General features: G+C 38.3%; 23 protein-coding genes and 1 pseudogene. 11 read left to right on the top strand and 13 right to left on the bottom strand.

All coding sequences use genetic code 11. The annotated features are described in order from the left end of the window. Window positions 1–37: 37 nt before the first annotated feature. Window positions 38–1528, top strand: a complete 1491-nt coding sequence (gene lysS / locus QM867_RS03375; protein WP_414315174.1) for a lysine--tRNA ligase — start codon at window positions 38–40, stop codon at window positions 1526–1528. A 226-nt stretch (window positions 1529–1754) separates the two neighbouring features. Here the strand turns inward: lysS and QM867_RS03370 are convergent, their stop codons facing one another. Together QM867_RS03370 and QM867_RS03365 are read right to left on the bottom strand one after the other, a co-directional pair. After that, complete coding sequence (locus tag QM867_RS03370) at window positions 1755–4292, bottom strand: DEAD/DEAH box helicase (protein WP_414315173.1); 2538 nt, start codon at window positions 4290–4292, stop codon at window positions 1755–1757. Beyond that, window positions 4292–6127, bottom strand: a complete 1836-nt coding sequence (locus QM867_RS03365) for a site-specific DNA-methyltransferase (RefSeq protein ID WP_414315172.1) — start codon at window positions 6125–6127, stop codon at window positions 4292–4294. The genes QM867_RS03370 and QM867_RS03365 overlap by 1 nt, the downstream gene beginning before the upstream one ends. A 143-nt stretch (window positions 6128–6270) precedes the next feature. Here QM867_RS03365 and QM867_RS03360 point away from each other — a divergent pair. After that, a pseudogene (locus QM867_RS03360) lies at window positions 6271–6955 on the top strand (transposase); the annotation flags it as partial. 247 nt (window positions 6956–7202) lie between these two features. Here QM867_RS03360 and QM867_RS03355 read toward each other — a convergent pair. Further along, window positions 7203–8873 (bottom strand): formate--tetrahydrofolate ligase, encoded by a 1671-nt coding sequence (locus QM867_RS03355; RefSeq protein ID WP_414315171.1) that lies wholly within the window; start codon window positions 8871–8873, stop codon window positions 7203–7205. 232 nt (window positions 8874–9105) lie between these two features. Between QM867_RS03355 and QM867_RS03350 the strand changes: the two genes are divergently transcribed. Genes QM867_RS03350 through QM867_RS03340 form a run of 3 tightly spaced genes read left to right on the top strand, consistent with a single transcriptional unit; the run spans window position 9106 to window position 10905 of the window. Further along, a complete protein-coding gene (locus QM867_RS03350) occupies window positions 9106–9795 on the top strand; it encodes a phosphopantothenate--cysteine ligase (protein WP_414315170.1) in 690 nt (229 codons plus the stop codon). Window positions 9796–9806: 11 nt separating this feature from the next. Further along, complete coding sequence (gene coaC / locus QM867_RS03345; protein WP_311522323.1) at window positions 9807–10358, top strand: phosphopantothenoylcysteine decarboxylase; 552 nt, start codon at window positions 9807–9809, stop codon at window positions 10356–10358. After that, on the top strand, window positions 10342–10905 hold the full coding sequence (locus QM867_RS03340; RefSeq protein ID WP_001042711.1) for an ECF transporter S component: 564 nt from the start codon (window positions 10342–10344) through the stop codon (window positions 10903–10905). Before coaC ends, QM867_RS03340 begins: the two co-directional genes overlap by 17 nt. Window positions 10906–11097: 192 nt before the next feature. Here QM867_RS03340 and udk read toward each other — a convergent pair whose 3' ends face one another. From udk to QM867_RS03325, 3 genes are all read right to left on the bottom strand, one after another. After that, window positions 11098–11736, bottom strand: coding sequence for a uridine kinase (gene udk, locus QM867_RS03335; RefSeq protein ID WP_007555045.1), 639 nt, complete (start codon window positions 11734–11736; stop codon window positions 11098–11100). Window positions 11737–11860: 124 nt separating this feature from the next. Continuing rightward, window positions 11861–13594: a phosphoenolpyruvate--protein phosphotransferase gene (ptsP, locus tag QM867_RS03330; RefSeq protein ID WP_153225717.1), complete on the bottom strand. Its 1734-nt coding sequence runs from the start codon at window positions 13592–13594 to the stop codon at window positions 11861–11863. 4 nt (window positions 13595–13598) lie between these two features. Continuing rightward, entirely contained in the window at window positions 13599–13862 is a 264-nt protein-coding gene (locus QM867_RS03325; protein WP_000146952.1) for a phosphocarrier protein HPr, read from the bottom strand. 363 nt (window positions 13863–14225) lie between these two features. Here QM867_RS03325 and nrdH point away from each other — a divergent pair, with 363 nt between their 5' ends. The 6 genes from nrdH to QM867_RS03295 all read left to right on the top strand — a co-directional run bounded on the left by nrdH (window position 14226) and on the right by QM867_RS03295 (window position 21739). Beyond that, window positions 14226–14444, top strand: coding sequence for a glutaredoxin-like protein NrdH (nrdH, locus tag QM867_RS03320; RefSeq protein WP_000259242.1), 219 nt, complete (start codon window positions 14226–14228; stop codon window positions 14442–14444). A gap of 68 nt (window positions 14445–14512) precedes the next feature. Further along, window positions 14513–16672: a class 1b ribonucleoside-diphosphate reductase subunit alpha gene (nrdE, locus tag QM867_RS03315; protein WP_153225716.1), complete on the top strand. Its 2160-nt coding sequence runs from the start codon at window positions 14513–14515 to the stop codon at window positions 16670–16672. Between the two features lie 173 nt (window positions 16673–16845). After that, entirely contained in the window at window positions 16846–17808 is a 963-nt protein-coding gene (nrdF, locus tag QM867_RS03310; protein ID WP_049526102.1) for a class 1b ribonucleoside-diphosphate reductase subunit beta, read from the top strand. Window positions 17809–17936: 128 nt separating this feature from the next. After that, a complete protein-coding gene (locus tag QM867_RS03305) occupies window positions 17937–18704 on the top strand; it encodes a DeoR/GlpR family DNA-binding transcription regulator (protein ID WP_311522327.1) in 768 nt (255 codons plus the stop codon). Between the two features lie 274 nt (window positions 18705–18978). After that, window positions 18979–21318 carry a Xaa-Pro dipeptidyl-peptidase gene (locus QM867_RS03300; protein ID WP_315639203.1) on the top strand — a complete coding sequence of 780 codons (2340 nt, stop codon included), beginning with the start codon at window positions 18979–18981 and terminating at the stop codon, window positions 21316–21318. Then, window positions 21269–21739, top strand: coding sequence for an arginine repressor (locus QM867_RS03295; RefSeq protein WP_075231622.1), 471 nt, complete (start codon window positions 21269–21271; stop codon window positions 21737–21739). The genes QM867_RS03300 and QM867_RS03295 overlap by 50 nt, the downstream gene beginning before the upstream one ends. Before the next feature lie 141 nt (window positions 21740–21880). Here the strand turns inward: QM867_RS03295 and tnpA are convergent, their stop codons facing one another. From tnpA to QM867_RS03260, 7 genes are all read right to left on the bottom strand, one after another. Further along, window positions 21881–22345, bottom strand: a complete 465-nt coding sequence (tnpA, locus tag QM867_RS03290; RefSeq protein ID WP_414315169.1) for an IS200/IS605 family transposase — start codon at window positions 22343–22345, stop codon at window positions 21881–21883. A 185-nt stretch (window positions 22346–22530) separates the two neighbouring features. Beyond that, window positions 22531–22695, bottom strand: coding sequence for a hypothetical protein (locus QM867_RS03285; RefSeq protein ID WP_000502583.1), 165 nt, complete (start codon window positions 22693–22695; stop codon window positions 22531–22533). Window positions 22696–22704: 9 nt separating this feature from the next. Then, window positions 22705–24015, bottom strand: coding sequence for a GTPase ObgE (gene obgE, locus QM867_RS03280; protein WP_414315168.1), 1311 nt, complete (start codon window positions 24013–24015; stop codon window positions 22705–22707). Between the two features lie 75 nt (window positions 24016–24090). Next, window positions 24091–24225 carry a DUF4044 domain-containing protein gene (locus QM867_RS03275; RefSeq protein WP_049548929.1) on the bottom strand — a complete coding sequence of 45 codons (135 nt, stop codon included), beginning with the start codon at window positions 24223–24225 and terminating at the stop codon, window positions 24091–24093. A 30-nt stretch (window positions 24226–24255) separates the two neighbouring features. Beyond that, window positions 24256–24447, bottom strand: coding sequence for a PspC domain-containing protein (locus tag QM867_RS03270; protein ID WP_075229473.1), 192 nt, complete (start codon window positions 24445–24447; stop codon window positions 24256–24258). A 26-nt stretch (window positions 24448–24473) separates the two neighbouring features. Further along, on the bottom strand, window positions 24474–25790 hold the full coding sequence (locus tag QM867_RS03265; protein WP_414315167.1) for a glycosyltransferase family 4 protein: 1317 nt from the start codon (window positions 25788–25790) through the stop codon (window positions 24474–24476). Between the two features lie 8 nt (window positions 25791–25798). Then, window positions 25799–26851, bottom strand: a complete 1053-nt coding sequence (locus tag QM867_RS03260) for a glycosyltransferase family 4 protein (protein WP_414315166.1) — start codon at window positions 26849–26851, stop codon at window positions 25799–25801. Window positions 26852–26879 lie beyond the last annotated feature (28 nt).

The raw sequence follows: 26879 nt of genomic DNA, 5'->3' as shown, positions 1-26879 counted from the left end.
ATCGTATCAAGAATTGAGTAAAAACTAGGAGGAAACCATGTCAACAGAACATATGGAAGAACTAAATGACCAGCAGATCGTTCGCCGTGAAAAAATGGCTGCGCTCCGCGAACAAGGAATCGATCCATTCGGTAAACGCTTTGAACGCACTGCTAACTCACAAGAATTAAAAGATAAATATGCTGACCTTGACAAAGAACAACTACACGATTTAAACGAGACTGCTACTATCGCTGGACGTTTGGTAACAAAACGTGGTAAAGGTAAGGTTGGATTTGCCCACCTTCAAGACCGCGAAGGTCAAATCCAAATCTACGTTCGTAAAGATGCTGTCGGTGAAGAAAACTACGAAATCTTTAAAAAGGCTGACTTAGGAGACTTCCTTGGGGTCGAAGGTGAAATTATGCGTACAGATATGGGAGAACTCTCTATCAAGGCTACACATATCACTCACTTGTCCAAAGCCCTTCGTCCGCTTCCAGAGAAATTCCACGGTTTAACAGACGTTGAAACTATTTACCGTAAACGTTACCTTGATTTGATTTCAAACCGTGAAAGCTTTGAACGCTTTGTTACTCGCTCAAAAATCATCTCTGAAATCCGTCGTTACCTTGATCAAAAAGGTTTCCTTGAAGTTGAAACACCTGTTCTTCACAACGAAGCAGGAGGTGCTGCTGCTCGTCCATTCATCACTCACCACAATGCTCAAAACATTGACATGGTGCTTCGTATCGCGACTGAACTTCACTTGAAACGCCTTATCGTCGGTGGTATGGAACGTGTTTATGAGATTGGCCGTATCTTCCGTAACGAAGGAATGGATGCTACCCACAACCCTGAGTTCACTTCTATCGAAGTTTACCAAGCTTATGCAGACTTCCAAGACATTATGAACTTAACTGAAGGCATTATCCAACACGCTGCTAAATCAGTTAAAGGGGATGGTCCAGTCAACTACCAAGGAACTGAAATCAAGATTAACGAACCATTCAAACGTATTCACATGGTGGATGCAATCAAAGAAATTACAGGTGTCGATTTCTGGCAAGATATGACCTTCGAAGAAGCTAAAGCTATCGCTGCTGAGAAGAAAGTTCCAGTTGAAAAACATTACACTGAAGTTGGTCACATTATCAATGCTTTCTTTGAAGAGTATGTTGAAGAAACCTTGATCCAACCAACCTTTGTCTATGGACATCCAGTGGCAGTATCTCCACTTGCTAAGAAGAACCCTGAAGACGAGCGCTTCACTGATCGTTTCGAGCTCTTCATCATGACCAAAGAATACGGAAATGCCTTTACTGAGTTGAACGATCCAATCGACCAGCTTAGCCGTTTTGAAGCTCAAGCCAAAGCTAAAGAACTTGGTGACGATGAAGCTACAGGCATCGATTATGACTACATTGAGGCCCTTGAATATGGTATGCCACCAACAGGTGGTTTGGGAATCGGTATCGACCGTCTCTGCATGCTCCTCACTGATACAACAACTATCCGTGACGTACTTCTTTTCCCAACAATGAAGTAAGACAGCTCAAAAACGTTGTTATATCAAGGTTTTATGAGTGTGAATGGCAAAACTTACCAAAAATTTACCACATCTTATACAAATAGTTGTAAAAACTTGTAATGACTTACAGCTTCTCTTGGACTATTCTAAGGGAAGTTTTTTAGTTTCTGGGCAGCAAAAAATGACAGCAGATTTTCTACTGTCATTTATGTGTTTCCGAAAAAGATAGATTTTTAGTAAAAAATTATTTAGAGTCAACTAATTTAACATCTAATTGACTCTTGAAATTCATTATATCTTTCTCAGAGAGTTTCTTAAAGAATATATCAAAATCTTTAGGTGTCAAAAATGTAAATTTATATCTAGTCAAATTACCTTCTGATTCATGCTTTTCATTTATAAAATTAAAATGTTTAATCGCTGCTTTGTTTTTCCCAATATTCTCTGAATCTGGTTCAGAAATTTGTGAATTATCTTTAATTTCTACAGCAATAATATTATCACCTTGTTTAATAAACCAGTCTGGATTAAATTGTCCATTCTTATGGTGGGTACCTTTTTGCCAAGAATAGTCAATACTGTAAAAACTCATGTCATCGGATTTTATGAACGAATCAATACTTTTGATAACTTCTTCATCAGTAGTGAGCTTAGTTAAAAATTCTTTCTCAGGATTACCTGTTGTTACAATCCCAAATTGAGGAGTTTTAAAATTGTATTTATTCTCAATTTTCTTCGCTTTATATCCATTTGTTGTGTCTGTTAGTTCTCGGAAAGTATCTAAACTAGCTTTATCAGATGAAAGACTAGATTCCAAATCTGAGCCGTAAAAAAGAACTTTATTCATTCTAAATCCACTTATTTCAGAAGTATTTTTAGGTAAGTTAACAGTTAAAACGGTAAAATATTCTTGCGGCTCAATGTCGTAACTAACTACTTTTGAACCATCCCTAAAAATAACATTCATAGACGACAAAAATTTATTCTTAAGACTTTTTGTAATATGAGTATTTCCACTTTTTTTCAACGATTCTTCAATCATGGCTTTTATTTTTGAAACTGACCATAAGTTCTGATATTCTTGTGCATACTCACTGTCTTCCAAATCCTCGAATCGGCTATACAAAATATTCGCCATTTCTTTTACTGTAATCTGCTCATGCTCGTAAGTTGTTTGGAAGTTTCTATCTGATTTTGTCTTAATATCTGTCAGGGTAATAGTACTCTTCCCAAATTTATCATCTGTTGGTAAATTAACACCATTTTCCCATAAATTATATGTACCCATTTTAGGATAATCTTTAGTGTCAGTTTTTGAAGAATATTTTACATTCGTCAAACTGAAATTATAATTTGATTCTTTATTAACAGACAAAGTGATTCGCTGTCTAATCTCCAGAACCTCATTTACAAGTGCCTCTACATTGGCAGACCATTTTTCATGGTTAAAAACTGTCACTGTCGGGGCACCCCACTTGCTAGTATCCCACCCCTCTGGAACACGCAAACCTCTTCCAAGAACTTGAGCAATCAAAAGTTTTGAGTTAAATGCTCTTTCGTCATCTGGAACAATCTGAAATACACGCTTAACATCCCAACCTTCAGTAAGCATTGAAACACTAAAGATAAATTCCACTGGATTACCTTTTTCATTAACTTTAGACAGTTTCATTCTATCAATAGCTGCTTTCTGTCCACTATGAACTGAAAGAACTATGTCATTAACTTCTACATCAGTCAGCTTTCTTTGTGTTTGTAAAAATTTTTTAAAAGCTTTCGCTTTACTATCAGCAAGATTCTGTTTGGACGTCACAATAATTGTAATGGGCTTAATACCAAGTTCTTCAGGAACTTGCGATGCAATTTGGTTATGAGAATTCAAAATTACTTGCCATCTCTCGTCCTTATCTTTTGGAATATCTTCTTTTGAAATGTATTCTATATCCTTAACAAACCCCTGTTCTATTGCATCACGAAGAGAGAAACGATAGATAACATTTGAAAAGTAGTCATTCCCACTTTTATTCTTTCCTTTATAGGCTGTTCCTGTTACGCCAATAACATATTTGAAATTGATATTATTACTACTTTCATCTTCAATAAAGCTTCTCCACTCATTCGATTCAGAATAATAAACATGGTGAACTTCATCATTCAATATAAGTGTATTTTCGCCATTTCCCTTTAAACTATCAACTATAGAATTTCTAGTTGCTTGAGCTTTATAAATAGCATTTCGATTTTCAACAGCAATGGAATTTTCCACAAGTGTACTATCGCCATTTAAAATTTGAGGTGGTACAAAATTATCTCCTAGAGTTTTAAGAAGTTGTAAATTTCCTAGAAGGTTTTTAAATTTTTGAGTCAGCTCATTTTCAATGGTTACGCTAGGAACTAATACCAGAACTCGAGAAACTTTTTTTGTGGCAAGCATAACAAGCGCTATCGCAAACATAACATATGACTTCCCTGTTCCTGTAGCTAAATCTAAGGTTGCTGACAGCTTGTCAGATAAATCTAAATCATCTTGCATCAAATTAAAATCATTGTTCCATCTTGCTCTTATGACTTGATTCTTTTCAAAATTTTCTTTTGCTAATGCTGTTATATCTTTATATTCACCAGAGTTGAGAAAACGTAAAGCAGTTTCAGCTGCTTCTTTCTGATAGTTTCTTTTTCCAAATAGCATATCAAAGAAATTTTGAAAAAATCCTTCGTCCCAAACTACAGGGTTTACGTTTTTACTAACTTCTAGGACTAAATCACTATCTTTATATTCCATTATGCCATTTCTCCCCTCGTTGTTACAAACTCATTTCCAAATTTATCTACAAATATAAACATCGCTTGACCATCAATTTGACTTTCATCAAATGTTATAGATTGATTTTCATCGAAATCTTTATGGTAATATACTTTATCCACATTGAAGGCTCTATTATCATACGTTAAATCAACTAAAAGCATTGAGAACGCCTCAAAACCACTTATATTTTCTTTGCCTTTCAATCTAGAAAATGATTCAAAAGAATTAACCCTTAGTATTTCTCCAATAATTTCAAAATCAACTTTGGGTTTTCGCATAAAATCAAATCCGTAAGCATCAACAACCGCATTTACCGAGTCAGTATCGTCTGCCTGTAAAGTACCTTTGAAATTCTCAGTAAATTTTTGGTACATTGAATATGGAACACGAAGAATATTAAATATTGTATTCCACTCACCGTCATTATCATACTCATCTACTGCAAAAGTAAATTTCCCTTGAGGAGCAATAATGAATATCTCATTAGGGGCAGCTGAACCTAAGCGAGAATAAATCTGTTCCAAAGTATCTTCTGATATTTTTGCTCCCATTCCATTTAATTCATTAAGGGAATAAACTTTAACTAGAGAACCATCTTTCATCCCATCAAAAGAAAGTCCTTTGATTGACTGATAAGAAGGTTGAACATTGTATAAAGCCATGGCAAACTGTTTCCACTGTGTACTATCAAAATCATTTAGTTTTTCATTATCATACAGACCTGCATCATAAACTGCAAAAGGTTTATGTGATTCATTTCCTAATATTCTTTTTTGAATAGTATAAATAGATAACTTCCCTGCATCTACAGTAATCCATCGTCTACCCAACTTCTCTGCCACTGCCGCAGTAGTTCCCGAACCTCCAAAACAATCGAGAATTAAATCTCCATTATTTGATGATGATTTAATAATTCGTTCAAGCAATTTCTCTGGTTTTTGAGTAGGGTATCCAATTCTCTCTTTGGCAACTGGGTTAATCATTGAAATTTCCCAAGTATCAGGCATAGGAACACCCTTGGTCTTTTCATCTGTTTGAATTGACCGTCGTTTGCCGTCTTCTCCAATAACGCTTTTCCAAGCCTTCCCCTGAGCAGAAGATTTTTCTGATTTAGGAATATACATCTGGTTAAAAACATGATTTCCTTTATTTTTTGTATACCAAAATATAGTATCATGATTTCGAGCAAAATATTTTCCTGCAATATTCCATCGTCTATAATACCAAACTATCTCATTACAAAAATTTCCCTCTCCAAAAATCTCATCCATCAAGACTTTAACGTAATGTGCCTTGTGCCAATCCAAGTGTACGTAAATAGATCCGTCATCAGCTAACACTTCTCGTAGCAGGATAAGACGTTTTCTAAGCCATTCTAAAAATTCTGCACCAGCTAATTTATCAGAATAAGCTTTAGAATCTTTATTCGAAAAATCTTGTTTTGTCGCAAACGGTGGATCAATATAAACCAAGCGCACGCCGTCAGTACCATCCGCATTTTTCAGTTCACCTCTATGCTTCATCTCTACAAGAGTTTTTAAGACTTGTAAATTATCGCCGAAAATAATTTTATTTAACCAATCACTTTCAGTAGATTCACCAAATCTTCGATTTTCTTGCAAAGGCACGGCAAAAGATTGACTGATAATAGATTGTTCACCTTCTTTGCCGTAGTAGGTTAATTCATATTCTTTTCGTGCGGGGGGAAAGAGTACACGTGCAAACTCCGTAGAGACCTCATTGCCGTTCATGACTTCTTCCTGTGCCTGAGCTAATAGTTCGAGAAGTTCTTTTTGTCTGTTATTATCCATATTTATCCTCATAAAGAGAGACTTTTAGGATTCCATTGTTATGAATATAACAATGGAGGCTAGCCTCGCTTCTTATTAAAAATTTATACCTTTATTTTACCATATTTATTGTCAAACTCTTTAAAATACTTAAACTTCCTCACATGAAAATCATTACTATGGATATGTTTAGCCCTTACTATGACTTAGCTAAACAGCTTCGCTTTCGGATTTCTAGGCTCAGGCTGAAACAGTCTCCCAGACTGTTTCACTCCCGAATGCTAAGATCGTTTCCATATTGTCCAACACTTAAGCCGGGCTATGAGTCGTATGCGTGTTCAAATCATGAATCAATTTGATTGAAAATCTCATGAATACAAGGCTATTAAACGTTACTGGAAGCTCATACAACAGGATAGTCGTAAACTCAGCGATAAACGTTTTTATCGCCCTACTTTTCGTATGCACCTAACCAATAAAGAGATTCTAGACAAGCTTTTGAGCTATTCAGAAGACTTGAAACTCCACTATAATCTTTATCAACTCTTACTTTTTCACTTCCAGAATAAGGAGTCGAAGAAATTCTTCGGACTCATTGAGGACAATCTCAAGCAGGTTCATCCTCTTTTTCAGACTGTCTTTAAAACCTTTCTAAAGGATAAAGACAAGATTGTCAACGCTCTTCAATTACCCTATTCTAACGCCAAATTGGAAGCGACCAATAATCTCATCAAACTTATCAAACGAAATGCCTTTGGTTTTCGGAACTTTGAAAACTTCAAAAAACGGATTTTTATCGCTCTGAATATAAAAATGGAGAGGACATCAATCATCCTCTCCAGATCTTAGCTTTTCTTCAACCCACTACAGTTGACAAAGAGCCGATTTTTTCTGTCTAACTTTTGGGGTGCAGTTCAACAAAAGTCCTAGCCTCTCAATTGTCTTTGGATTGTCGAGCAAGACGCAGTGGTTGAGTGGACTCTACTATGCTGCTTTCATCAGCTTTTACAGCCCTACTCAACTGTGCGGAGGTGGGACGACCAAATCGAATTCTAACGAATTACCGATTTCTGTCCCACTCTCTTTTGTTATTTAATTAGAATAATCCAAGAACTGTACCATCACTTTCAACATCCATGTTGAGAGCAGCTGGTCGTTTTGGAAGTCCAGGCATGGTCATTACGTCACCAGTAAGAGCAACGATGAAGCCTGCACCCAATTTTGGTACCAATTCACGAATAGTAATTTCAAAGTTTTCAGGTGCTCCAAGTGCATTTGGATTATCTGAGAAACTGTATTGAGTTTTAGCCATACAGATTGGCAATTTGTCCCAACCATTTTGAACGATTTGAGCGATTTGAGTTTGAGCTTTCTTCTCGAAGTTTACTTTGCTTCCACGATAGATTTCAGTGACAATTTTTTCAATCTTTTCTTGAACTGAAAGGTTATTGTCATAGAGACGTTTATAGTTAGCTGGGGTTTCGTCAATTGTTTTGACGAGAGTTTCAGCTAGAGCTACTCCACCTTCTGCTCCATCAGCCCATACGCTAGCCAATTCAACTGGAACATCGATTGAAGCACAAAGTTCTTTCAAGGCTGCGATTTCTGCTTCTGTATCAGATACAAATTCGTTAATTGCAACAACTGCTGGAATACCAAACTTACGGATATTCTCAACGTGACGCTTCAAGTTAGCAAATCCTGCTCGTACTGCTTCTACATTTTCCTCTGTCAGAGCATCCTTAGCCACTCCACCATTCATCTTAAGAGCACGAAGTGTTGCGACAATGACTACTGCACTTGGAGCTGTCGGTAAGTTAGGTGTCTTGATATCCAGGAACTTCTCAGCACCAAGGTCTGCACCAAAACCAGCTTCAGTTACTGTATAATCAGCTAAACGAAGAGCTGTTTTCGTTGCCAATACAGAGTTACATCCGTGAGCGATATTAGCAAATGGACCACCATGTACAAAGGCAGGTGTACCATAAATTGTTTGAACCAAGTTTGGTTTGATAGCATCTTTCAAAATCAGTGCCAAGGCGCCTTCAACCTGTAAATCACCAACTGAAACTGGAGTACGGTCATAACGGTATCCGATGACGATATTAGCCAAACGGCGTTTCAAATCTTCAATATCAGTTGCCAAGCAAAGAATGGCCATGATCTCTGAAGCAACAGTGATATCAAATCCGTCTTCGCGAGGAATACCATTAAGAGGTCCACCGAGTCCAACAGTTACGTGACGAAGAGCACGGTCGTTCAAGTCTACAACACGTTTCCAGAGAATACGACGTTGATCGATTCCTAGCTCATTTCCTTGGTGCAAATGATTGTCAATCAAGGCAGAGAGAGCATTGTTTGCTGTTGTAATAGCATGCATATCTCCAGTAAAGTGAAGGTTGATGTCTTCCATTGGTAATACTTGAGCATAACCACCACCTGCTGCCCCACCTTTAATCCCCATGACAGGACCAAGAGAAGGTTCGCGGATGGCAATCATAGTTTTCTTACCAATCTTATTCAAAGCATCAGCAAGACCAATGGTAATAGTTGACTTCCCTTCACCAGCTGGGGTTGGATTGATGGCAGTAACTAGAATCAATTTACCAACTGGATTTGCCTCAACCTCACGAATCTTATCAAAGCTTAGTTTAGCCTTGTACTTTCCATACAACTCCAAATCATCGTAAGAAATCCCAAGTTTCTCAACAACATCAACAATCGGTTTTAACTCAATACTCTGTGCAATTTCAATATCTGTTTTCATAACAAACTCCTCTACCTCAAATGTGTTAATTCATTATAACACAAAACAAGATTTTTAACAGACATAAAGCTTGATAACGTTCGTAAATATAGCGCCCCAAAAGGGTTTATCGTCTACTATTTAAATTTTTATATGCCTTTATAGGTTTTAACTATAGTTTAAAGTTAGGATTTCACATAATATTTTATCGCTTTCATTTTACTTACTGCTCATTTTTTTGTACAATAGTTCTATGAAAATTTTAGTTACATCTGGTGGTACAAGCGAAGCCATTGATAGAGTTCGCTCCATTACCAACCACTCTACTGGTAGACTTGGTAAAGTTATAACTGAGACTTTACTGAAGGCTGGGCATCAGGTTTGTCTGATTACTACACAACAAGCATTGAAACCAGCACCACGCTCAAATTTATCCATCATTGAAATCAAAAACACTTCCGATTTACTTCGAGAGATGAAACGGATTCTTCCTGATTATCAAGTTTTGATTCATTCCATGGCAGTCTCTGACTATAGTCCTGTTTACATGACTGGTCTTGACCAAGTCCAAGCAAGCCAAGATTTAAGTGAGTTTTTGCATAAGAAAAATATGGAAACAAAGATCTCCTCTAAGGATGAGGTGCAAGTCCTATTTCTCAAGAAAAATCCTAAAATTATTTCTCTTGTCAAAGAATGGAACCCAAGTATTCATCTCATCGGCTTTAAACTGCTTGTCGATGTTACCAAGGAGCATCTGATTCAAATCGCTAGAGAAAGTCTTGAAAAGAATCAAGCTGACTTGATTATCGCTAATGATCTCACTCAGATTAATGCAAATCAGCACCTGGCTTATCTAGTAGAAGAAAAAGATTATCAGCTTGCTACTAGCAAGCAAGAAATTGCTGACTTGTTAGTGGAAAAAATTCAAGGATTTGACTGTTAGAAAGGAAAATTATGGCTCGTATTACACTCGCTGTTACAGGCTCTATTGCTTCTTACAAGGCTGCTGATTTGGTTAGTAACTTGAAGAAACAGGGGCATTCTGTAACTGTACTTATGACCCAGGCTGCGACTGCCTTTATCCAACCTTTAACCCTTCAAGTCCTATCTCAAAATACGGTACATCTAGATGTTATGCAGGAACCTTATCCTGACAAAGTCAATCATATCGAACTTGGCAAAGAAACAGATTTGTTTATCCTTGCCCCTGCTACTGCTAATACGATTGCAAAACTAGCACACGGTTTCGCAGATAATATGGTAACCTCTACTGCTCTTGCCTTGCCCCACTATGTTCCAAAACTAGTGGCGCCTGCTATGAATACCAAAATGTATGACCATCCAGCAACTCAAACAAACTTAAAAACTTTAGAAACTTATGGTTATACAATTATTGCTCCAAAAGAGTCCCTACTGGCCTGTGGCGATGTAGGACGTGGTGCTCTTGCTGATCTTGATACTATTTTACAACAGATAAAGGAAAAACTTCATGAACAAACGCTCTAATATTGCTCCTATTGCTATCTTTTTTGCCAGCATGATTGTCATTCATTTGCTGAGCTCTATTGTCTTTAATGTCTTGCCATTTCCAATTAAACCAACCATTGTCCATATCCCAGTCATCATTGCTAGTATCATCTACGGACCACGGATTGGGGCTATCTTAGGTTTCTTGATGGGAATGATTAGCTTGACTGTCAATACGATCACTATTCTCCCAACTAGCTACCTCTTCTCTCCATTTGTACCAAACGGTAACATCTACTCCCTAGTTATTGCGATTGTACCACGCATCCTTATTGGTTTAACTCCATACTTTGTCTACAAACTCCTCAAAAACAAGGCAGGGCTTATCTTCGCGGGAGCACTTGGTTCCCTCACAAATACTGTATTTGTACTAGGCGGAATCTTCTTCCTCTTTGGAAATGTTTTTGATGGAAATATCCAAAAACTATTAGCTACTGTTATCTCAACAAATTCTATCGCAGAACTCATAATCTCAGCAATACTTACCCTAGTTATTGTTCCGAGACTTGAAAAAATCAAAAAATAAGAGGTCGGGAAAATCCCGGCCTCGATTTTTATTTGCCCTAAGTAACTGACTTTGTATTTAATTAAGATTACAGACTTCTAAAAGTCCCTTTGACGAGACTATCTAAAAGCATGATTGTAAAGATTCACGGATATGAGAAAAAGGTTCAATCTTGATAAAATCTTTACTTTCCCACAGCCTTTTATCTGCTTATTATTGGGCAAGACGTGCTTCTTCTAAAATCTTTTCAATCTTTGTTGTCAGCAAATCAATAGCTACTGTATTGGTCACTCCTTCTGGAATAACGATATCTGCATAACGCTTTGTTGGCTCGATAAATTGATGATACATGGGTTTCACCACACCAAGGTATTGGTCAATAACGCTATCCAGGCTACGACCACGCTCTTCCATATCACGTTTAATACGGCGAATGATACGGACATCATCATCTGTATCTACGAAAATCTTGATATCCATCAAATCACGAAGTCGTTTGTCCTCCAAAACCAAGATTCCTTCTACGATAAAGACATCCTGAGGTTCTTGACGATAAGTTTTAGAACTTCTGGTATGGGCAGCATAATCATAGGTAGGAATATCAACTGGACGACCTGCCAACAACTCTTTGATTTGCTCAATCATCAAATCAGTATCAAAAGCAAAAGGATGGTCATAGTTGGTCTTAATACGCTCTTCAAAGGTTAGATGAGATTGATCTTTATAGTAGGAATCATGCTCAATCATAGAGATTTTTTCATTTGGAAAATGCGACAAGATTGCTTTAGATACGCTTGTCTTTCCTCCTCCAGATCCACCTGTTACTCCGATAATGATTGGTCTATTTTGCATTGTAGCCTCCTTGTTTTTTCCCCTGTCTATTTTACCATATTTTTGATAAATTTTACAGATGGAGTTTTCTACAAAATAGAAGAAAAAATCCTCATAGCTATAAGCTACAAGGATTTGTAATTGATTAATCGAAGTTAACGTATTCTTTAGAAAGTTCAAGAACTTCTTCCATTGTTGAACATTCAGTAAGAGCACGGTTAGCGTATTCTTGCATTTTAGCAGTGTCGAGTTTCTTCATCAAGCTACGTGTACGAAGTACAGATGTTGCTGACATAGAGAACTCATCCAAGCCCATTCCGACAAGAAGTGGAACAGCTGTTTGGTCACCAGCCATTTCACCACACATACCAGCCCATTTACCTTCAGCGTGAGCTGCTTTGATAACGTTATTGATCAAACGAAGGATTGATGGGTTGTATGGTTGGTAAAGGTATGAAACTTGTTCGTTCATACGGTCTGCCGCCATTGTGTATTGGATCAAGTCGTTTGTACCAATTGAGAAGAAATCAACTTCTTTTGCAAATTGGTCTGCAAGCATAGCTGCTGCAGGAATTTCGATCATGATACCAACTTGGATGTCATCCGCAACTGCAACACCTTCAGCAAGAAGGTTAGCTTTTTCTTCATCGAAGACTGCTTTAGCTGCACGGAATTCTTTCAAAAGCGCAACCATCGGGAACATGATACGCAATTGACCGTGTACAGAAGCACGAAGAAGAGCACGGATTTGAGTGCGGAACATTGCATCTCCTGTTTCAGAGATAGAGATACGAAGAGCACGGAATCCAAGGAATGGGTTCATTTCATGTGGCATATCGAAGTAAGGAAGTTCCTTGTCACCACCGATATCCATTGTACGGACAACAACTGGTTTACCGTTCATTCCTTCAAGAACAGCCTTGTACGCTTCGTACTGTTCGTCTTCAGTTGGGAAGTCTTGAGAATCCATGTACAAGAACTCTGTACGGTAAAGACCTACAGCTTCTGCACCGTTTTCGTTAACACCTTCAACGTCTTTTGGAGTACCAATGTTTGCAGCCAATTCGAAGTGTTTACCGTCAGCAGTAACTGTTTGAGCATCCTTCAAGAGTGCCCACTCAGCTTTTTGTTGAGCGTAAGCTTCACCAGCTGCTTTAAATTCAGCTGCTTGTTCTTCAGTAGGGTTGATAATCACTTCACCTGTAATACCATTAACAGCAAGTAGGTCACCATCTTTAACGATTTCAGTGATATTGTTTGTACCCAAAACTGCAGCGATTTCAAGTGTACGAGCCATGATAGCTGAGTGACTTGTACGACCACCAATGTTTGTTACAAAAGCTTTAACAAAGTTTTTGTCCAATTGAGCTGTATCAGATGGAGTCAAGTCGTGAGCAATCACGATTACTTCTTCATTGATAGAAGCTGGGTTTGGCAATTTTTTACCAAGGAGGTTAGCCAATACACGTTTTGTTACGTCGCGGATATCCGCTGCACGTTCTTGCATGTATGGGTTGTCTTCCATGCCTTCAAAGATTGTGATAAACATGTCTGTAACTTCTTTCAGACCTGCTTCTGCATTCACTTTCTTAGCACGGATAGTTTCTTTGATTTGACCGATCAATTCAGGGTCAGCAAGAACCATCAAGTGAGCGTCAAATACTTGTGCCGCTTCTTCACCAAGCGTACCTACAGCCTTCTCGCGGATAAGAGAAAGCTCGTTTTGAGAAGCTTCAAGAGCAACATCCAAACGAGCCTCTTCTGCATTTGTATCTTCGACTGTAACAGTCTCGAATGATAAATCCGGTTGAACGAGTAGATATGCTTTTGCAACTGCAACACCGTCAGATGCTGCGATTCCTTTAAGCATTTCTGTCATTTCCTTATGCCAATCCTTCTTTTTCCATTGTTTCTGAGATTGCAGCGATAGCGTCATCAGCGTCTGCACCTTCAGCAGTGATTGTAACGTCAGCACCTTGACCAACACCAAGGCTCATTACACCCATGATAGATTTAAGGTTAACTGATTTACCTTTGTACTCAAGAGTGATATCTGAAGCAAATTTGCTAGCTGTTTGTACCAACAATGTTGCTGGACGTGCGTGAATACCTGTTTCTGCCACTACGTGGAAATCTTTAGAAGCCATAGTTTGACTCTCCTTTAATAGTTTTCTTGTTGAGTTACATATCTGATAACCCTTACAATTTAGTATTATATCACCTTCATTGATATTTTTCAAGTATTTTATGGACTTTCTTCAATTTCCTTTCAGATAACTTGCTGAAAATCTTCTATTAAATTTAGCAAAACACAGTATGTAGTTTTTGTCGAGACACCTATAATGAAATCATTGCTTTTTCTGTAATTATTTTTTAATGCTACACTATATATTGTGTTTGTTAGTAAAATCAGTAAAATAAGTACACAAGATTTAGTTTTAGAAAGTTGACAAAGTTTTTTTTTCTGATATACTAAGAAAGTAATAATTTTTTAAAGAGGAGTTACAGAAATGGTAACCGTATATTCTAAAAACAACTGTGTCCAATGTAAAATGACGAAACGTTTTTTAGACAGTAATAATGTTGAATATAAAGAAATCAATCTTGATGAACAACCTGAATACATTGATCAAGTAAAAGAGCTCGGCTTTAGTGCTGCTCCTATTATTCAGACACCAACAGAAGTTTTCTCTGGTTTCCAACCAGGTAAACTCAAACAACTTGCTTAAGAACCAGGACAAAAGCTTCTATGTCTACCTTAGAAGCCTTTCTTTTGTAATTAGATAAAGGATTTTTTATGGGATTAAAACAACTTGAAGATGTGACTTACTTCCGTCTTAATAATGAAATTAACCGTCCTGTTAATGGACAAATTATGCTTCACAAAGACAAGGAAGCTTTAGAAGCCTTCTTTAAAGAAAATGTTGTACCTAACACAATGGTTTTTGACTCAATAACGGATAAAATCAACTTCCTCATTGAGCATAACTACATTGAGACAGCATTTATCAAGAAATACCGTCCAGAATTTTTGGAAGAACTGCATCAATTTATCAAGGATCAGAACTTCCAATTTAAGTCTTTCATGGCTGCCTATAAATTCTATAATCAGTATGCTCTGAAAACTAATGACGGAGAGTACTATCTTGAAAGCATGGAAGACCGTGTCTTCTTTAATGCCCTTTACTTCGCGGATGGTGATGAAGCGATTGCTATTGATATCGCTAATGAAATCATCCACCAACGTTATCAACCTGCTACTCCTTCTTTCTTGAATGCAGGTCGTGCACGTCGTGGTGAATTGGTATCTTGCTTCTTGATTCAGGTAACAGATGATATGAACTCTATCGGACGTTCTATCAACTCTGCTCTTCAACTTTCACGTATTGGTGGTGGTGTGGGAATTTCCCTCAGCAACCTTCGTGAAGCTGGAGCTCCTATTAAAGGCTATGAGGGTGCTGCTTCTGGTGTCGTACCAGTTATGAAGCTTTTCGAAGACAGCTTCTCTTACTCTAACCAACTCGGTCAACGTCAAGGTGCTGGGGTTGTTTACCTCAATGTCTTTCACCCAGATATCATCGCCTTCCTTTCAACTAAGAAGGAAAACGCCGATGAAAAAGTGCGTGTCAAGACTCTTTCACTTGGTGTTGTGGTTCCAGATAAATTCTACGAATTGGCTCGTAAAAATGAAGAAATGTACCTCTTCAGTCCTTACTCTGTAGAGCTTGAATACGGCGTGCCATTTAACTACATCGATATCACAGAAAAATACGATGAGCTAGTTGCAAATCCAAACATCCGTAAGACAAAAATCAAAGCGCGTGATTTGGAAACTGAAATTTCTAAATTGCAACAAGAATCTGGCTATCCTTATGTAGTAAACATCGATACTGCTAACCGTGCAAATCCTGTCGATGGTAAGATTATCATGAGTAACTTGTGTTCAGAGATTCTTCAAGTCCAAGAACCAAGTCTTATCAATGATGCTCAGGAGTTCCTAAAAATGGGTACTGATGTCTCATGTAACCTTGGTTCAACAAACGTGGTCAACATGATGACTTCACCTGACTTTGGTCGCTCCATCCGTGCTATGGTTCGTGCCCTTACTTTTGTTACAGATAGTTCACACATCGTCGCTGTTCCTACTATCGACCACGGAAACAGCCAAGCTCATACATTTGGACTTGGAGCTATGGGACTTCACAGCTATCTTGCTCAACAATTGATCGAATACGGATCACCTGAGTCTGTTGAATTTACAAGCATCTACTTTATGCTTATGAACTACTGGACCTTGGTTGAGTCAAACAATATCGCACGTGAACGTGGTGTAACCTTCCACAACTTTGAAAAATCAGACTATGCTAACGGAAGCTACTTTGATAAGTATTTAACTGGCGAATTCCTTCCGAAATCAGACCGTGTTAAAGAGCTCTTCAAAGATATCTTTATTCCTACTGCTGCTGACTGGGCTGAACTTCGTGATAAAGTTAAAGCAGATGGACTTTACCACCAAAACCGCCTTGCTGTAGCGCCAAATGGTTCTATCAGCTACATCAACGATGTTTCTGCCTCTATTCACCCAATTACGCAACGTATCGAAGAACGCCAAGAGAAGAAAATTGGTAAGATCTACTATCCTGCTGCTGGTTTGTCAACAGAAACAATTCCTTACTACACTTCTGCTTATGACATGGATATGCGTAAGGTAATTGATGTTTATGCTGCTGCGACTGAGCACGTGGACCAAGGACTTTCACTCACACTCTTCATGCGCAGTGATATCCCAACAGGTCTTTACGAATGGAAATCAGAAAATAAACAAACAACACGTGACTTGTCTATCCTTCGTAACTATGCCTTCAACAAAGGTATCAAGTCTATCTACTACGTCCGTACCTTTACAGATGATGGTGGAGAAGTCGGTGCTAACCAATGTGAGAGCTGTGTGATTTAATTCAACTCTCAAAAAAATTACATTTACTTAATCCATTTAACGTATTTTGCTGATAAAATCATGTAAGAACATAAAAGTCGGGCCTCCGACTTTTTGTTCGATTATAGAATAGAATTATGATAAAATAAGAATGATTATGTTATCGTATTACTACACACAGAAAGAGATTTCAAATGAAAACTTACTACAAAGCTATTAACTGGAATGCCATCGAAGATGTCATCGACAAATCGACCTGGGAAAAGCTGACTGAGCAATTCTGGCTCGATACGCGTATTCCCTTGTCAAATGACCTAGATGACTGGAGAAAGCTTTCTAACAAGGAAAAAGACCTTGTTGGTAAAGTTTTTGGAGGTTTGACCCTTTTGGATACCATGCAATCAGAAACTGGTGTTCAAGCCCTTCGTGCTGATATTCGTACGCCTCACGAGGAAGCTGTTTTTAACAATATCCAATTTATGGAATCTGTTCATGCTAAGTCTTACTCTTCTATCTTCTCAACCTTAAATACCAAGTCTGAAATTGAAGAAATTTTTGAATGGACTAATACCAATCCATATCTTCAGAAAAAAGCTGAAATTATTAATGAAATCTACCTAAACGGAACGCCACTTGAAAAGAAAGTAGCTAGTGTTTTTCTTGAAACCTTCCTCTTCTACTCTGGTTTCTTCACTCCTCTCTACTATCTTGGAAACAACAAGTTGGCCAACGTAGCTGAGATCATCAAGTTGATTATTCGTGACGAGTCTGTACACGGAACCTACATCGGCTACAAATTCCAACTTGGTTTCAATGAATTGCCAGAAGATGAACAAGAAAAACTCAAAGAATGGATGTACGACCTTCTCTATACTCTTTATGAGAATGAAGAAGGCTACACAGAGAGCCTCTATGACGAAGTCGGATGGACCGAAGAGGTTAAAACCTTCCTTCGCTACAATGCAAATAAGGCTCTTATGAATTTGGGGCAAGATCCTCTCTTCCCTGACTCAGCGGACGATGTCAACCCAATCGTTATGAACGGGATTTCAACTGGTACATCAAACCACGACTTCTTCTCTCAAGTTGGTAATGGCTATCTACTTGGTGAAGTTGAAGCTATGCAGGATGATGACTATAACTATGGACTAAATTAATACCTAACCTAAAAAAACATCTAAGTTTAATTACAAACCAGATGTTTTTTTTTGTTTATTTTTGTTTTCTTTAAGTTGCTTAGCTGTTTAAAATATGATAAAATAATATTAGATTTGGGGGTGGTTCAATGCTGAAGCAAGAAAAATTAGATACTATTTTAGAAATTGTTAATACAAAAGGAACTATCACTGTTAAAGAGATTATGAATCGCCTTGATATTTCCGATATGACAGCTAGACGATATTTACAAGAGTTAGCGGATAAGGATTTACTGGTTCGAGTTCATGGAGGAGCTGAAAAACTTCGAACAGGTTCCTTATTAAATAATGAGCGTTCTAACGTTGAAAAACAAGGGCTACAAACAGCAGAAAAACAAGAAATTGCTCGCTTTGCAGGTCACTTAGTTGAAGAAAGAGAAACTATTTTCATTGGTCCAGGTACCACATTAGAATTCTTTGCGCGTGAGCTTCCTATCGATAACATTCGTGTTGTTACCAATAGTTTGCCTGTATTTCTTATTCTAAACGAGCGTAAGCTAACTGATCTCATTCTAATCGGTGGTAATTATCGTTCAATTACAGGAGCTTTTGTCGGTACTCTCACTCTTCAAGATATCGCTAGTTTGCAATTTTCAAAAGCCTTCGTTAGTTGTAATGGTATCAAGGATCAAGCTATCGCTACTTTTAGTGAAGACGAAGGTGAAGCGCAGAAATTAGCACTTGAAAACGCCAACAAAAAATATCTCCTAGCTGACCATAGCAAATTTGATAAATTTGATTTCTTCACATTTTACAATATCTCAGATATCGACACCATTATAACGGATTCAAAATTAAGTGACCAAACACTCCAATCACTGTCTAAACAAACTAAAATTATCAAGTCAAAACCTTAAACTCTACAACTAGTCATAGAATTTAGTAGCTACTACTAATTCCATGGCTAGTTTTTTATTTTATATTAAGCGTGCAATCTAAAATATTTCAATTATTTTTCAAATCTATGATTTCTGTATTTTTAATTTAATAGATTCCTCGAATCTGTCTTTTTATATTCCATTTCACGAAGTCATCCTTTTTAGTTTATTATAACAGTTACTTGTATTTTCTATCATTTCCCCTACTTTTTTGATATAATAAATTTAGAATGATTCTTCAAAGGAGGCATCTATGCGTTTTAATCAATTCAGTTACTATCCTGTAAGCCAGCAACAAGCTTTACGGGAATTATCCAGCCTTGGATTCAAGCTTGACCAATCAAATTCTGATAAAGAACTGTTTGAAGCTTTTGTTAGAACTTGCTTTTTCAATTACAAAAATACGGATTATCCCCTCTCAACTTTAGCGGTTGATAAAGAAACTGATCTGCTCACTTTCTTCAACTCTGATCGTGAATTAACTGCAGAAATTTTCTATACTGTTGCCTTTCAGTTGCTTGGTTTCAGCTACTTAACGGACTTTGAAGATGGTCTTGTTTTTCACAAAGAAACGGCATTCCCAATTGTATACGGAGATTTGATTGACAATCTCTATCAACTCCTTAACACGCGCACTAAAAAGGGAAATACCTTGATCGATCAATTGGTTAGCGATGGTCTTATCCCTGAGAACAATGATTACCACTACTTCAATGGTAAGAGCTTGGCAACCTTCTCTGCAAACAATGCTATTCGGGAAGTTGTTTATGTGGAAAGTCGAGTTGATTCTGATAATGATGGACTGCCAGATCTTATCAAGGTAAACATTATTCGTCCATCTTACCACGGCAAAATTCCAGCTGTTATGACGGCAAGTCCTTACCATCAAGGAACCAATGATAAAGCAAGCGATAAAGCTCTTTACAAAATGGAAGTTGAGCTAGAAGTCAAGGAACCGCATGAAATTTCTCTAGAAAAACCAACATTAGACTTGGTTGAACCAGTTGGCCAAGCAGAACTCGTTCCAGAAGCTGAAGAAAAACTGACTCATATCAATAGCAGCTACACACTTAACGACTACTTCCTTCCAAGAGGATTTGCAAATATCTACGTATCTGGTCTTGGAACCAAGGATTCTCAAGGTCAAATGACCAACGGAGATTACCGCCAAGTTGAAGCCTATAAAAATGTTATTGATTGGCTCAATGGTCGTTGTCGTGCCTTCACAGACCACAGTCGTAAACGTCAGGTCAAGGCTGACTGGTCAAATGGAAAAGTTGCCACTACTGGTCTTTCTTATCTAGGAACAATGTCTAATGGTCTTGCAACTACAGGAGTTGATGGTTTAGAAGTCATTATTGCTGAAGCCGGTATTTCTTCTTGGTACAACTATTATCGAGAAAATGGTCTGGTAACAAGCCCTGGTGGCTATCCAGGGGAGGACTTCGATTCATTAGATGAATTAACTTATTCTCGTAATCTCTTAGCTGGTGACTATATTCGTGGAAACGAAGCTCATAAAGAGTCTATAGAAGAACTCAAGAAAAATCTAGACCGTAAAACTGGAGATTATAACCAATTCTGGCATGACAGAAACTACCTACTTAATGCTGAAAAAGTTAAGGCTGAAGTTGTCTTTACCCACGGTTCGCAAGACTGGAATGTCAAACCACTTCACGTCTATCAAATGTTTAATGCTCTTCCAAGTCATATTAATAAACACCTCTTTTATCATAACGGGGCCCATGTTTATATGAACAACTGGCAGTCTATTGATTTCCGTGAATCCATGAATGCTCTTTTGACACAGAAATTATTGGGGCATGAAACTGATTACCGACTTCCAAGAATCGTTTGGCAAGACAATACAGCTCCTCAAACATGGATGACTCTTGAAGATTTTGGAAATCAAACTGACCACAAAACTTTCACATTAGGTACTGAAGAAGCTGTCATTCAAAACCACTATGAAGACTCTGATTTTGAACGATTTGGAAAAACTTACCAAACCTTTAATAATGAACTCTATCAAGGGAAAGTCAATCAAGTTACGATTGACCTGCCAGTGACAGAAGAACTTCATCTCAATGGGCGTGTTAAACTAAACCTCCGTCTCAAATCAAGTACAAACAAAGGCTTACTATCTGCCCAACTTCTCGAACTTGGTCAAAAGAAATACCTACAACCGTATCCAGGAGTCTTGTCTGCTCGTACGATTGATAATGGTCGTTACCACATGCTGGAAAATCTTTGCGAGCTACCGTTTAGCCCAAATGCACAGCGCGTTATCACCAAAGGCTATCTCAATCTTCAAAATCGTCATGATTTACTGAAAATTGAGGAAGTTAAGCCTGATGAATGGATGGAATTTCAATTTGAACTCCAACCAACTATTTACAAACTAAAAGAAGGCGATACAGTACGTCTCGTTCTTTACACAACAGACTTTGAGATTACTGTACGTGACAATACAGACTATCACTTGACTGTCGACCTTGAACAGTCCAATCTTGAGATACCTTTTCAAAGGGAGGTAACTGTAGATGAACAAAGCCGAGCAAAGACACCAGCTCATCCGAGCCTTAATCACTAAACAAAAAATTCATACCCAAACTGAATTACAAGAACTACTGATTGAAAACGGAGTACAGGTCACACAAGCAACACTTTCAAGAGACATTAACCTGATGAATCTTTCTAAGATTCGTGAAGGTGAACACTCCTATTATTCAATCAACACTGACTCTACATCCAAGTGGGAAAAACGGCTAGAAGTCTATATGGAGGAAGCACTCTACATGATGCAACCCGTCCAACACCAGGTTGTTATCAAAACCTATCCAGGTTTGGCACAATCCTTCGGATCTATCTTGGACGCCCTAAACTTCCCTGAAATAGTGGCTACTATCTGTGGAAATGATGTCTGTTTGGTTATCTGCGAGGATAAGGAACAAGCTCAATCTTGCTTTGAACGTCTCAAACAATTTGCACCACCTCTATTCTTTGATCGCTAATCATAACCACCCGTCTAACGGGTGGTTTGCACCAGGGCTATAAGCCCAAATTACCAGCCAGCGCCTAAAGACGCTGGCTTTCACGTTGTTCAAGCCTCATTGCTCTTGACTCGTCACTTGCCTCTTAAAGAGGCGTGAGTATTACTTACCACTATCCCTAAAGGGATCCTCATATTCTTTCACACTTAATTTATCTAGTGCTATATCATGCTTTTCCTGATCTTGTATGTATTTCCTTATCGTGGCTTCATTAAGCCCTACTGTACTCACATAATAACCTTCCGCCCAGAAATGCCGATTTCCAAACTTATATTTCAAATTGGCGTGTTTGTCAAACATCATGAGTGCACTTTTACCCTTTAAATAACCCATGAAACTAGAAACACTTATCCTTGGTGGAATACTTACTAACATATGTACATGATCTGGCATCAAGTGTCCTTCGATAATTTCAACTCCTTTATAGCTACACAAACGATGAAATATTTTACCTAAACTACTCCGATATTGATTATAGATGACTTTTCGTCTATACTTAGGGGTGAACACAATGTGATACTTACAGTGCCACTTTGTGTGTGATAAACTATGAGACTTTTGTACCATGGTTTTCTCCTTTCGCTTTACAATTGGCTTGAACACCTTTATTGTATCGCGTTTGGAGTTTTTTTGGTATAACCTTCGACGCGCACCCGCATAGCGGGTGGTTTATTTGTCTCGCACCTCACGGAGCGAGACGGACTAATAGTCACATAATAAAATCCCGTGATGACTCTCATCACGGGTTTATTTTATGATTTGCTATTTTCAGCTTGCTTTTTAGTCCTTGCAAGTCTCAACGCTCTATTTGGATTGAGGCGATTAAACAGTTCTTCTAACTTCTTCTCATTCCAGACATCTGCTGCAGAAACAAAATTTCCATCAGCATCACGGAAAGATATCGGTTTATCTCCCATAGCTATCTCCTAGTCTACAAACTCAAACTCAAACTTACCGATACGAACCAGATCTCCATCCTTGGCACCACGGGCACGGAGAGCTTCATCAACTCCCATACCACGCAACTGACGAGCAAACTTCATGACAGACTCATCACGATCAAAGTTAGTCATGTTAAAGAGTTTGATGAGTTTTTCACCTGAAAGTACCCAAGTTGCATCGTCATCACGACTAATTTCAAATGGTTTTTCTTCTTCATCAAAACCATAATATGCTTCTTCTTCCATTTCTGACTCATCATAAAGAAGGAATTCTGGGGTCTTATCAAGAAGTTCTGCCGTTGCATCTAATAAAGGTGCAAGACCTTGCTTGGTCAAACCTGATATTGGGAAGATTGCTGGTAATTCCTCGAACTCATCAAAGTTAGTTGCCAATTTTTTCTTGAATTCTTCAAGGTTTTCTTGGCTTTCTGGCATATCCATCTTATTAGCAACAATGATTTGGGGACGCTCCATCAGACGAAGGTTGTAAGATTCCAACTCTTTGTTAATAGCTAGATAATCTTCGTAAGGATCGCGACCTTCACTGGCTGACATATCGATGATGTGAAGGATAACGCGAGTACGCTCAATATGGCGAAGGAACTGAGTTCCCAAGCCCACGCCTTGACTAGCGCCTTCGATCAAACCAGGGAGGTCTGCCACTGCAAAGGATTCACCTGACTGGGTACGGACCATACCCAGATTAGGAACGATTGTTGTAAAGTGGTAGGCACCAATTTTAGGTTTTGCAGAGGTAATTACGCTGAGCAGAGTTGATTTTCCAACTGAAGGGAATCCAACCAAACCAACATCAGCAAGAATTTTAAGTTCTAACTGTAATTCGCGCTCCTGACCAGGTTCTCCATTCTCAGAGATCTCTGGAGCAGGATTTTTTGGTGTCGCAAAACGGATATTCCCACGGCCACCTCGACCACCGTGAGCAACGATAAACTCTTGGCCGTGCTCAATCAAGTCAGTGATAACTTTTCCAGTTTCTGCATCACGCACAGTTGTTCCCTGCGGTACTCGAACAATCAAGTCTTCTGCACCGCGTCCGTGCATTCCTTTGGTCATCCCTTTTTCACCCGATTGGGCTTTGAAATGACGATTGTAACGGAAGTCCATCAGGGTACGTAAACCTTCATCTACAACAAAGACAACGTTACCACCACGTCCTCCATCACCTCCCCATGGACCGCCATTAGGGACGTATTTTTCACGGCGAAAGGCAACCATCCCATCGCCACCATTTCCAGCCTTGACCTTGATCTTGGCTGTATCTAAAAACATACTCATATTCTTTTCTCACTCTAAAAAGGGCTGGGAAATCCCAGTCACCAACTATTACTACTTGCTAGAAAATCTAGCATTTTAAAATCTGCTAAATACACCAATGGCTGTAGCAAAGATACCTGCTAAGGTTACAAACAACATAATCAAAACGACGAATAGTGTCAATTTCTCAAAAAATGTTTTTTTACGTTTTCCATTATCACCAAATGCCATTATTTTCTCCTTTTCTATAATTCCCTATTTTTAATATTCTTCAGAGACTGGAGCAATTGCCCACAAGATCAAGTAAGCAATCAGTCCACTACCATAACAAAAAGCTAGAACTCCCCAGATTACACGTACAATCGTAGGATCAATATCAAAATAATTAGCTAGACCAGCGCATACTCCACCAATTTTTTGATCTCGACTACTTCTCATAAATTTCTTTTTCATTTCTTCATTTCCTTTCTTCGAAGATCTTAGTCATTCCAATAATCTCTCAAGTCATTCAACTGTTTCTTGGATGCTTTTAACATTCGTTTAGAACTTTTTACTGGAACTGAAACTGCCTGCTGTGGCAAGTAAAATACTGTCTTTAAAATCCGTTGTGTCATCGGTTCATCACGAGTTAATTCTTTTTCAAAATTGTTTGAGATGATAGCATCCAAATAAAACTCATGGACTCTCTTAGCAAAATTCTCAGCTGAAATTTCATACAATTTATCAGCCAAAAGGTTTTCATTCATGTCAGGCGTAGCAATAAGAGCCTCTAAAATAGCACCTGATAGGTCACGCTCTTCATAATAAAGAGTTCCAAACATCTTATCGCTAATCAAATTATCTAGATAAGGATTTCCATGAGCTATTACCGGAGTCTTACTTGCAAGACTTTCAAGATAGGTCAAGCCTTGCGTCTCACTAGTTGAAGCTGAAATGAAGAAATCAGCCGCCTTATAGTAAAGTGCTGTCTCGCTTGGAGCGATCATACCTGTAAAGATAACAGAATCCTGAATCTGCAAATCTTCTGCTTGCTCCTTGAGGTTTTCCAGATAAGGTCCATCTCCAGCAACGACTAATTTAACATTTTGCTCTTCTTTTAGAACATCTGGAAATGCTGCCAGAACGGCTTGAATGTTCTTCTCGTAAGACACCCGGGAAAGACTAAGAAGCATCTTTTCGTCTTTCTTAATACCTAGTTTATCTCGTAGATCACTGATGTGCTCTGGTCCAATTTCAGGACGTTCAAACTTGGCAAGCTCAATACCTGTAGGAATGACACGCTTTTCAACTTTGACCTTATAATCAGATAACAAATCACGCACAATCTCACTCGGACAAATCACACCATCCACATCATGAAGAAATCCCCTTACAAGATACTTGACCATGCTCGGACGAATCAACAAACCCTTAACAATATAGTGAACATAATCCTCGTACTGGGTATGATAGGTATGAATGACTGGGATTTTCAGTTCTCGAGCAATCCAAATTCCCAATAAACCAAGAGAAAACTCCGTTTGGGTATGAATAATATCGAGTTTGTATTGTTTAGCAATTTCAAGAGCTTTCGTAAATCCACGATAGGCGAAACGACGGTCTTTAAAGGCAAAGAAAGGAACACTAGGAATACGAATAATCTGCCAGTCTTCATAACGATTGACATCCTTATCGGTTGTCGTGAAGATAAAGACTGCATGCCCTTGCTTTTCAAGCTCTGTTTTTAAGGTTCGAATACTGGTTGCAACACCCGAAACCTGTGGGAAATAAGTATCTGTAAATAATCCAATTCGCATATACTACCTCATTTTTTTCCTAAAGCTGCTTGCTCCCTATAGAATTTTAGCCAGATTTCAAGAAGATGCTCTTCTGAATATTCTCTTGAAATGGCCTTAGCCTTTTCTTTTAATTCTTTTAGTGCTTCTGGATGCTCGCGATATTCCAAGATAGCCTCTTTCATCTCTTCTACATCACTTGTTGGCCTGTAATTCCCTTCAAGAATGACCTTGTAAAGATCTAGATCACGAAGCATAATGGGTGCTTCACAACTCGCAGCTTCTAGAATAGTCATTGGAAAGAGCTCGTTATAACTTGGAAGCAAGAAAAGATCAGCCAAGGCATAGAGTTCTCTCATCCGTTCTGGATCAACAATCCCTGGGAAAATTAGATTTTCAGGAGGGTTATCCATAATCTTTTTATAGCTCTCATAACCATCGGTTATTCCCCCAAAAGAGAAGCCACCAGCCCAAATAAAAGTGATATCAGGTAATTCCTCAGCTAGAGTGATAAAGTCATCGATTCCTTTACGCTTCTGAACCTGACCTGCACCAACGACTACAAACTGATTCTCATCAATCTCCATATCTTTACGAAGTTGTTCAACTTGCTCTATAGGAAGTGGATGCCATTTTTCTTTATTGACAAAGTTAGGAATATAGGTCACTTTTTCACGTGGAATCCCAGCTGCAACCAAATCTTCGATGAAAGTAGGATTAACCACAACCAGATGCTCCATACGATCATAAAAAGAAAATACATAGCGTTTGACAATCCCCTTTAAGAAGAATGGAATCTTCAAACTACCTTCCAAGGTATCCGGTAAGAAGTGAACATAGCCAATCTTACGACCAGAACGTTTCTTCTGAAAAGTCGATAAATAATAGGGGAAATCAATGGTATGAAAATGAGTAACGTCCGCTTCAATTGGAAGATTTTCTGTTACGATCAGTTGGTCTTTCGCATCTCGTTTTAAAAGCTGTACCAGTTCACGGTAAGCGCCAGACACACCTTGGCCCGCCACTTTTTCACTTGAACTTAGCATGTTGATGCGTAATTTCTCTTTTTCCATAGTAACCATTATACCATTTTCTTCAAATAAAATCAGC

This window comes from Streptococcus infantis (assembly GCF_047463635.1).
Taxonomy (GTDB): domain Bacteria; phylum Bacillota; class Bacilli; order Lactobacillales; family Streptococcaceae; genus Streptococcus; species Streptococcus infantis_W.
Note: the sequence above shows the minus strand (reverse complement) of the source record. Positions and strands in the feature narration are given on the sequence as shown.

Coding starts and splice junctions, on each gene's coding strand:
- lysS (WP_414315174.1), top strand. CDS start 38: ATGTCAACAGAACATATGGAAGAACTAAATGACCAGCAGATCGTTCGC.
- QM867_RS03370 (WP_414315173.1), bottom strand. CDS start 4,292: ATGGAATATAAAGATAGTGATTTAGTCCTAGAAGTTAGTAAAAACGTA.
- QM867_RS03365 (WP_414315172.1), bottom strand. CDS start 6,127: ATGGATAATAACAGACAAAAAGAACTTCTCGAACTATTAGCTCAGGCA.
- QM867_RS03355 (WP_414315171.1), bottom strand. CDS start 8,873: ATGAAAACAGATATTGAAATTGCACAGAGTATTGAGTTAAAACCGATT.
- QM867_RS03350 (WP_414315170.1), top strand. CDS start 9,106: ATGAAAATTTTAGTTACATCTGGTGGTACAAGCGAAGCCATTGATAGA.
- coaC (WP_311522323.1), top strand. CDS start 9,807: ATGGCTCGTATTACACTCGCTGTTACAGGCTCTATTGCTTCTTACAAG.
- QM867_RS03340 (WP_001042711.1), top strand. CDS start 10,342: ATGAACAAACGCTCTAATATTGCTCCTATTGCTATCTTTTTTGCCAGC.
- udk (WP_007555045.1), bottom strand. CDS start 11,736: ATGCAAAATAGACCAATCATTATCGGAGTAACAGGTGGATCTGGAGGA.
- ptsP (WP_153225717.1), bottom strand. CDS start 13,594: ATGACAGAAATGCTTAAAGGAATCGCAGCATCTGACGGTGTTGCAGTT.
- QM867_RS03325 (WP_000146952.1), bottom strand. CDS start 13,862: ATGGCTTCTAAAGATTTCCACGTAGTGGCAGAAACAGGTATTCACGCA.
- nrdH (WP_000259242.1), top strand. CDS start 14,226: ATGGTAACCGTATATTCTAAAAACAACTGTGTCCAATGTAAAATGACG.
- nrdE (WP_153225716.1), top strand. CDS start 14,513: ATGGGATTAAAACAACTTGAAGATGTGACTTACTTCCGTCTTAATAAT.
- nrdF (WP_049526102.1), top strand. CDS start 16,846: ATGAAAACTTACTACAAAGCTATTAACTGGAATGCCATCGAAGATGTC.
- QM867_RS03305 (WP_311522327.1), top strand. CDS start 17,937: ATGCTGAAGCAAGAAAAATTAGATACTATTTTAGAAATTGTTAATACA.
- QM867_RS03300 (WP_315639203.1), top strand. CDS start 18,979: ATGCGTTTTAATCAATTCAGTTACTATCCTGTAAGCCAGCAACAAGCT.
- QM867_RS03295 (WP_075231622.1), top strand. CDS start 21,269: ATGAACAAAGCCGAGCAAAGACACCAGCTCATCCGAGCCTTAATCACT.
- tnpA (WP_414315169.1), bottom strand. CDS start 22,345: ATGGTACAAAAGTCTCATAGTTTATCACACACAAAGTGGCACTGTAAG.
- QM867_RS03285 (WP_000502583.1), bottom strand. CDS start 22,695: ATGGGAGATAAACCGATATCTTTCCGTGATGCTGATGGAAATTTTGTT.
- obgE (WP_414315168.1), bottom strand. CDS start 24,015: ATGAGTATGTTTTTAGATACAGCCAAGATCAAGGTCAAGGCTGGAAAT.
- QM867_RS03275 (WP_049548929.1), bottom strand. CDS start 24,225: ATGGCATTTGGTGATAATGGAAAACGTAAAAAAACATTTTTTGAGAAA.
- QM867_RS03270 (WP_075229473.1), bottom strand. CDS start 24,447: ATGAAAAAGAAATTTATGAGAAGTAGTCGAGATCAAAAAATTGGTGGA.
- QM867_RS03265 (WP_414315167.1), bottom strand. CDS start 25,790: ATGCGAATTGGATTATTTACAGATACTTATTTCCCACAGGTTTCGGGT.
- QM867_RS03260 (WP_414315166.1), bottom strand. CDS start 26,851: ATGGTTACTATGGAAAAAGAGAAATTACGCATCAACATGCTAAGTTCA.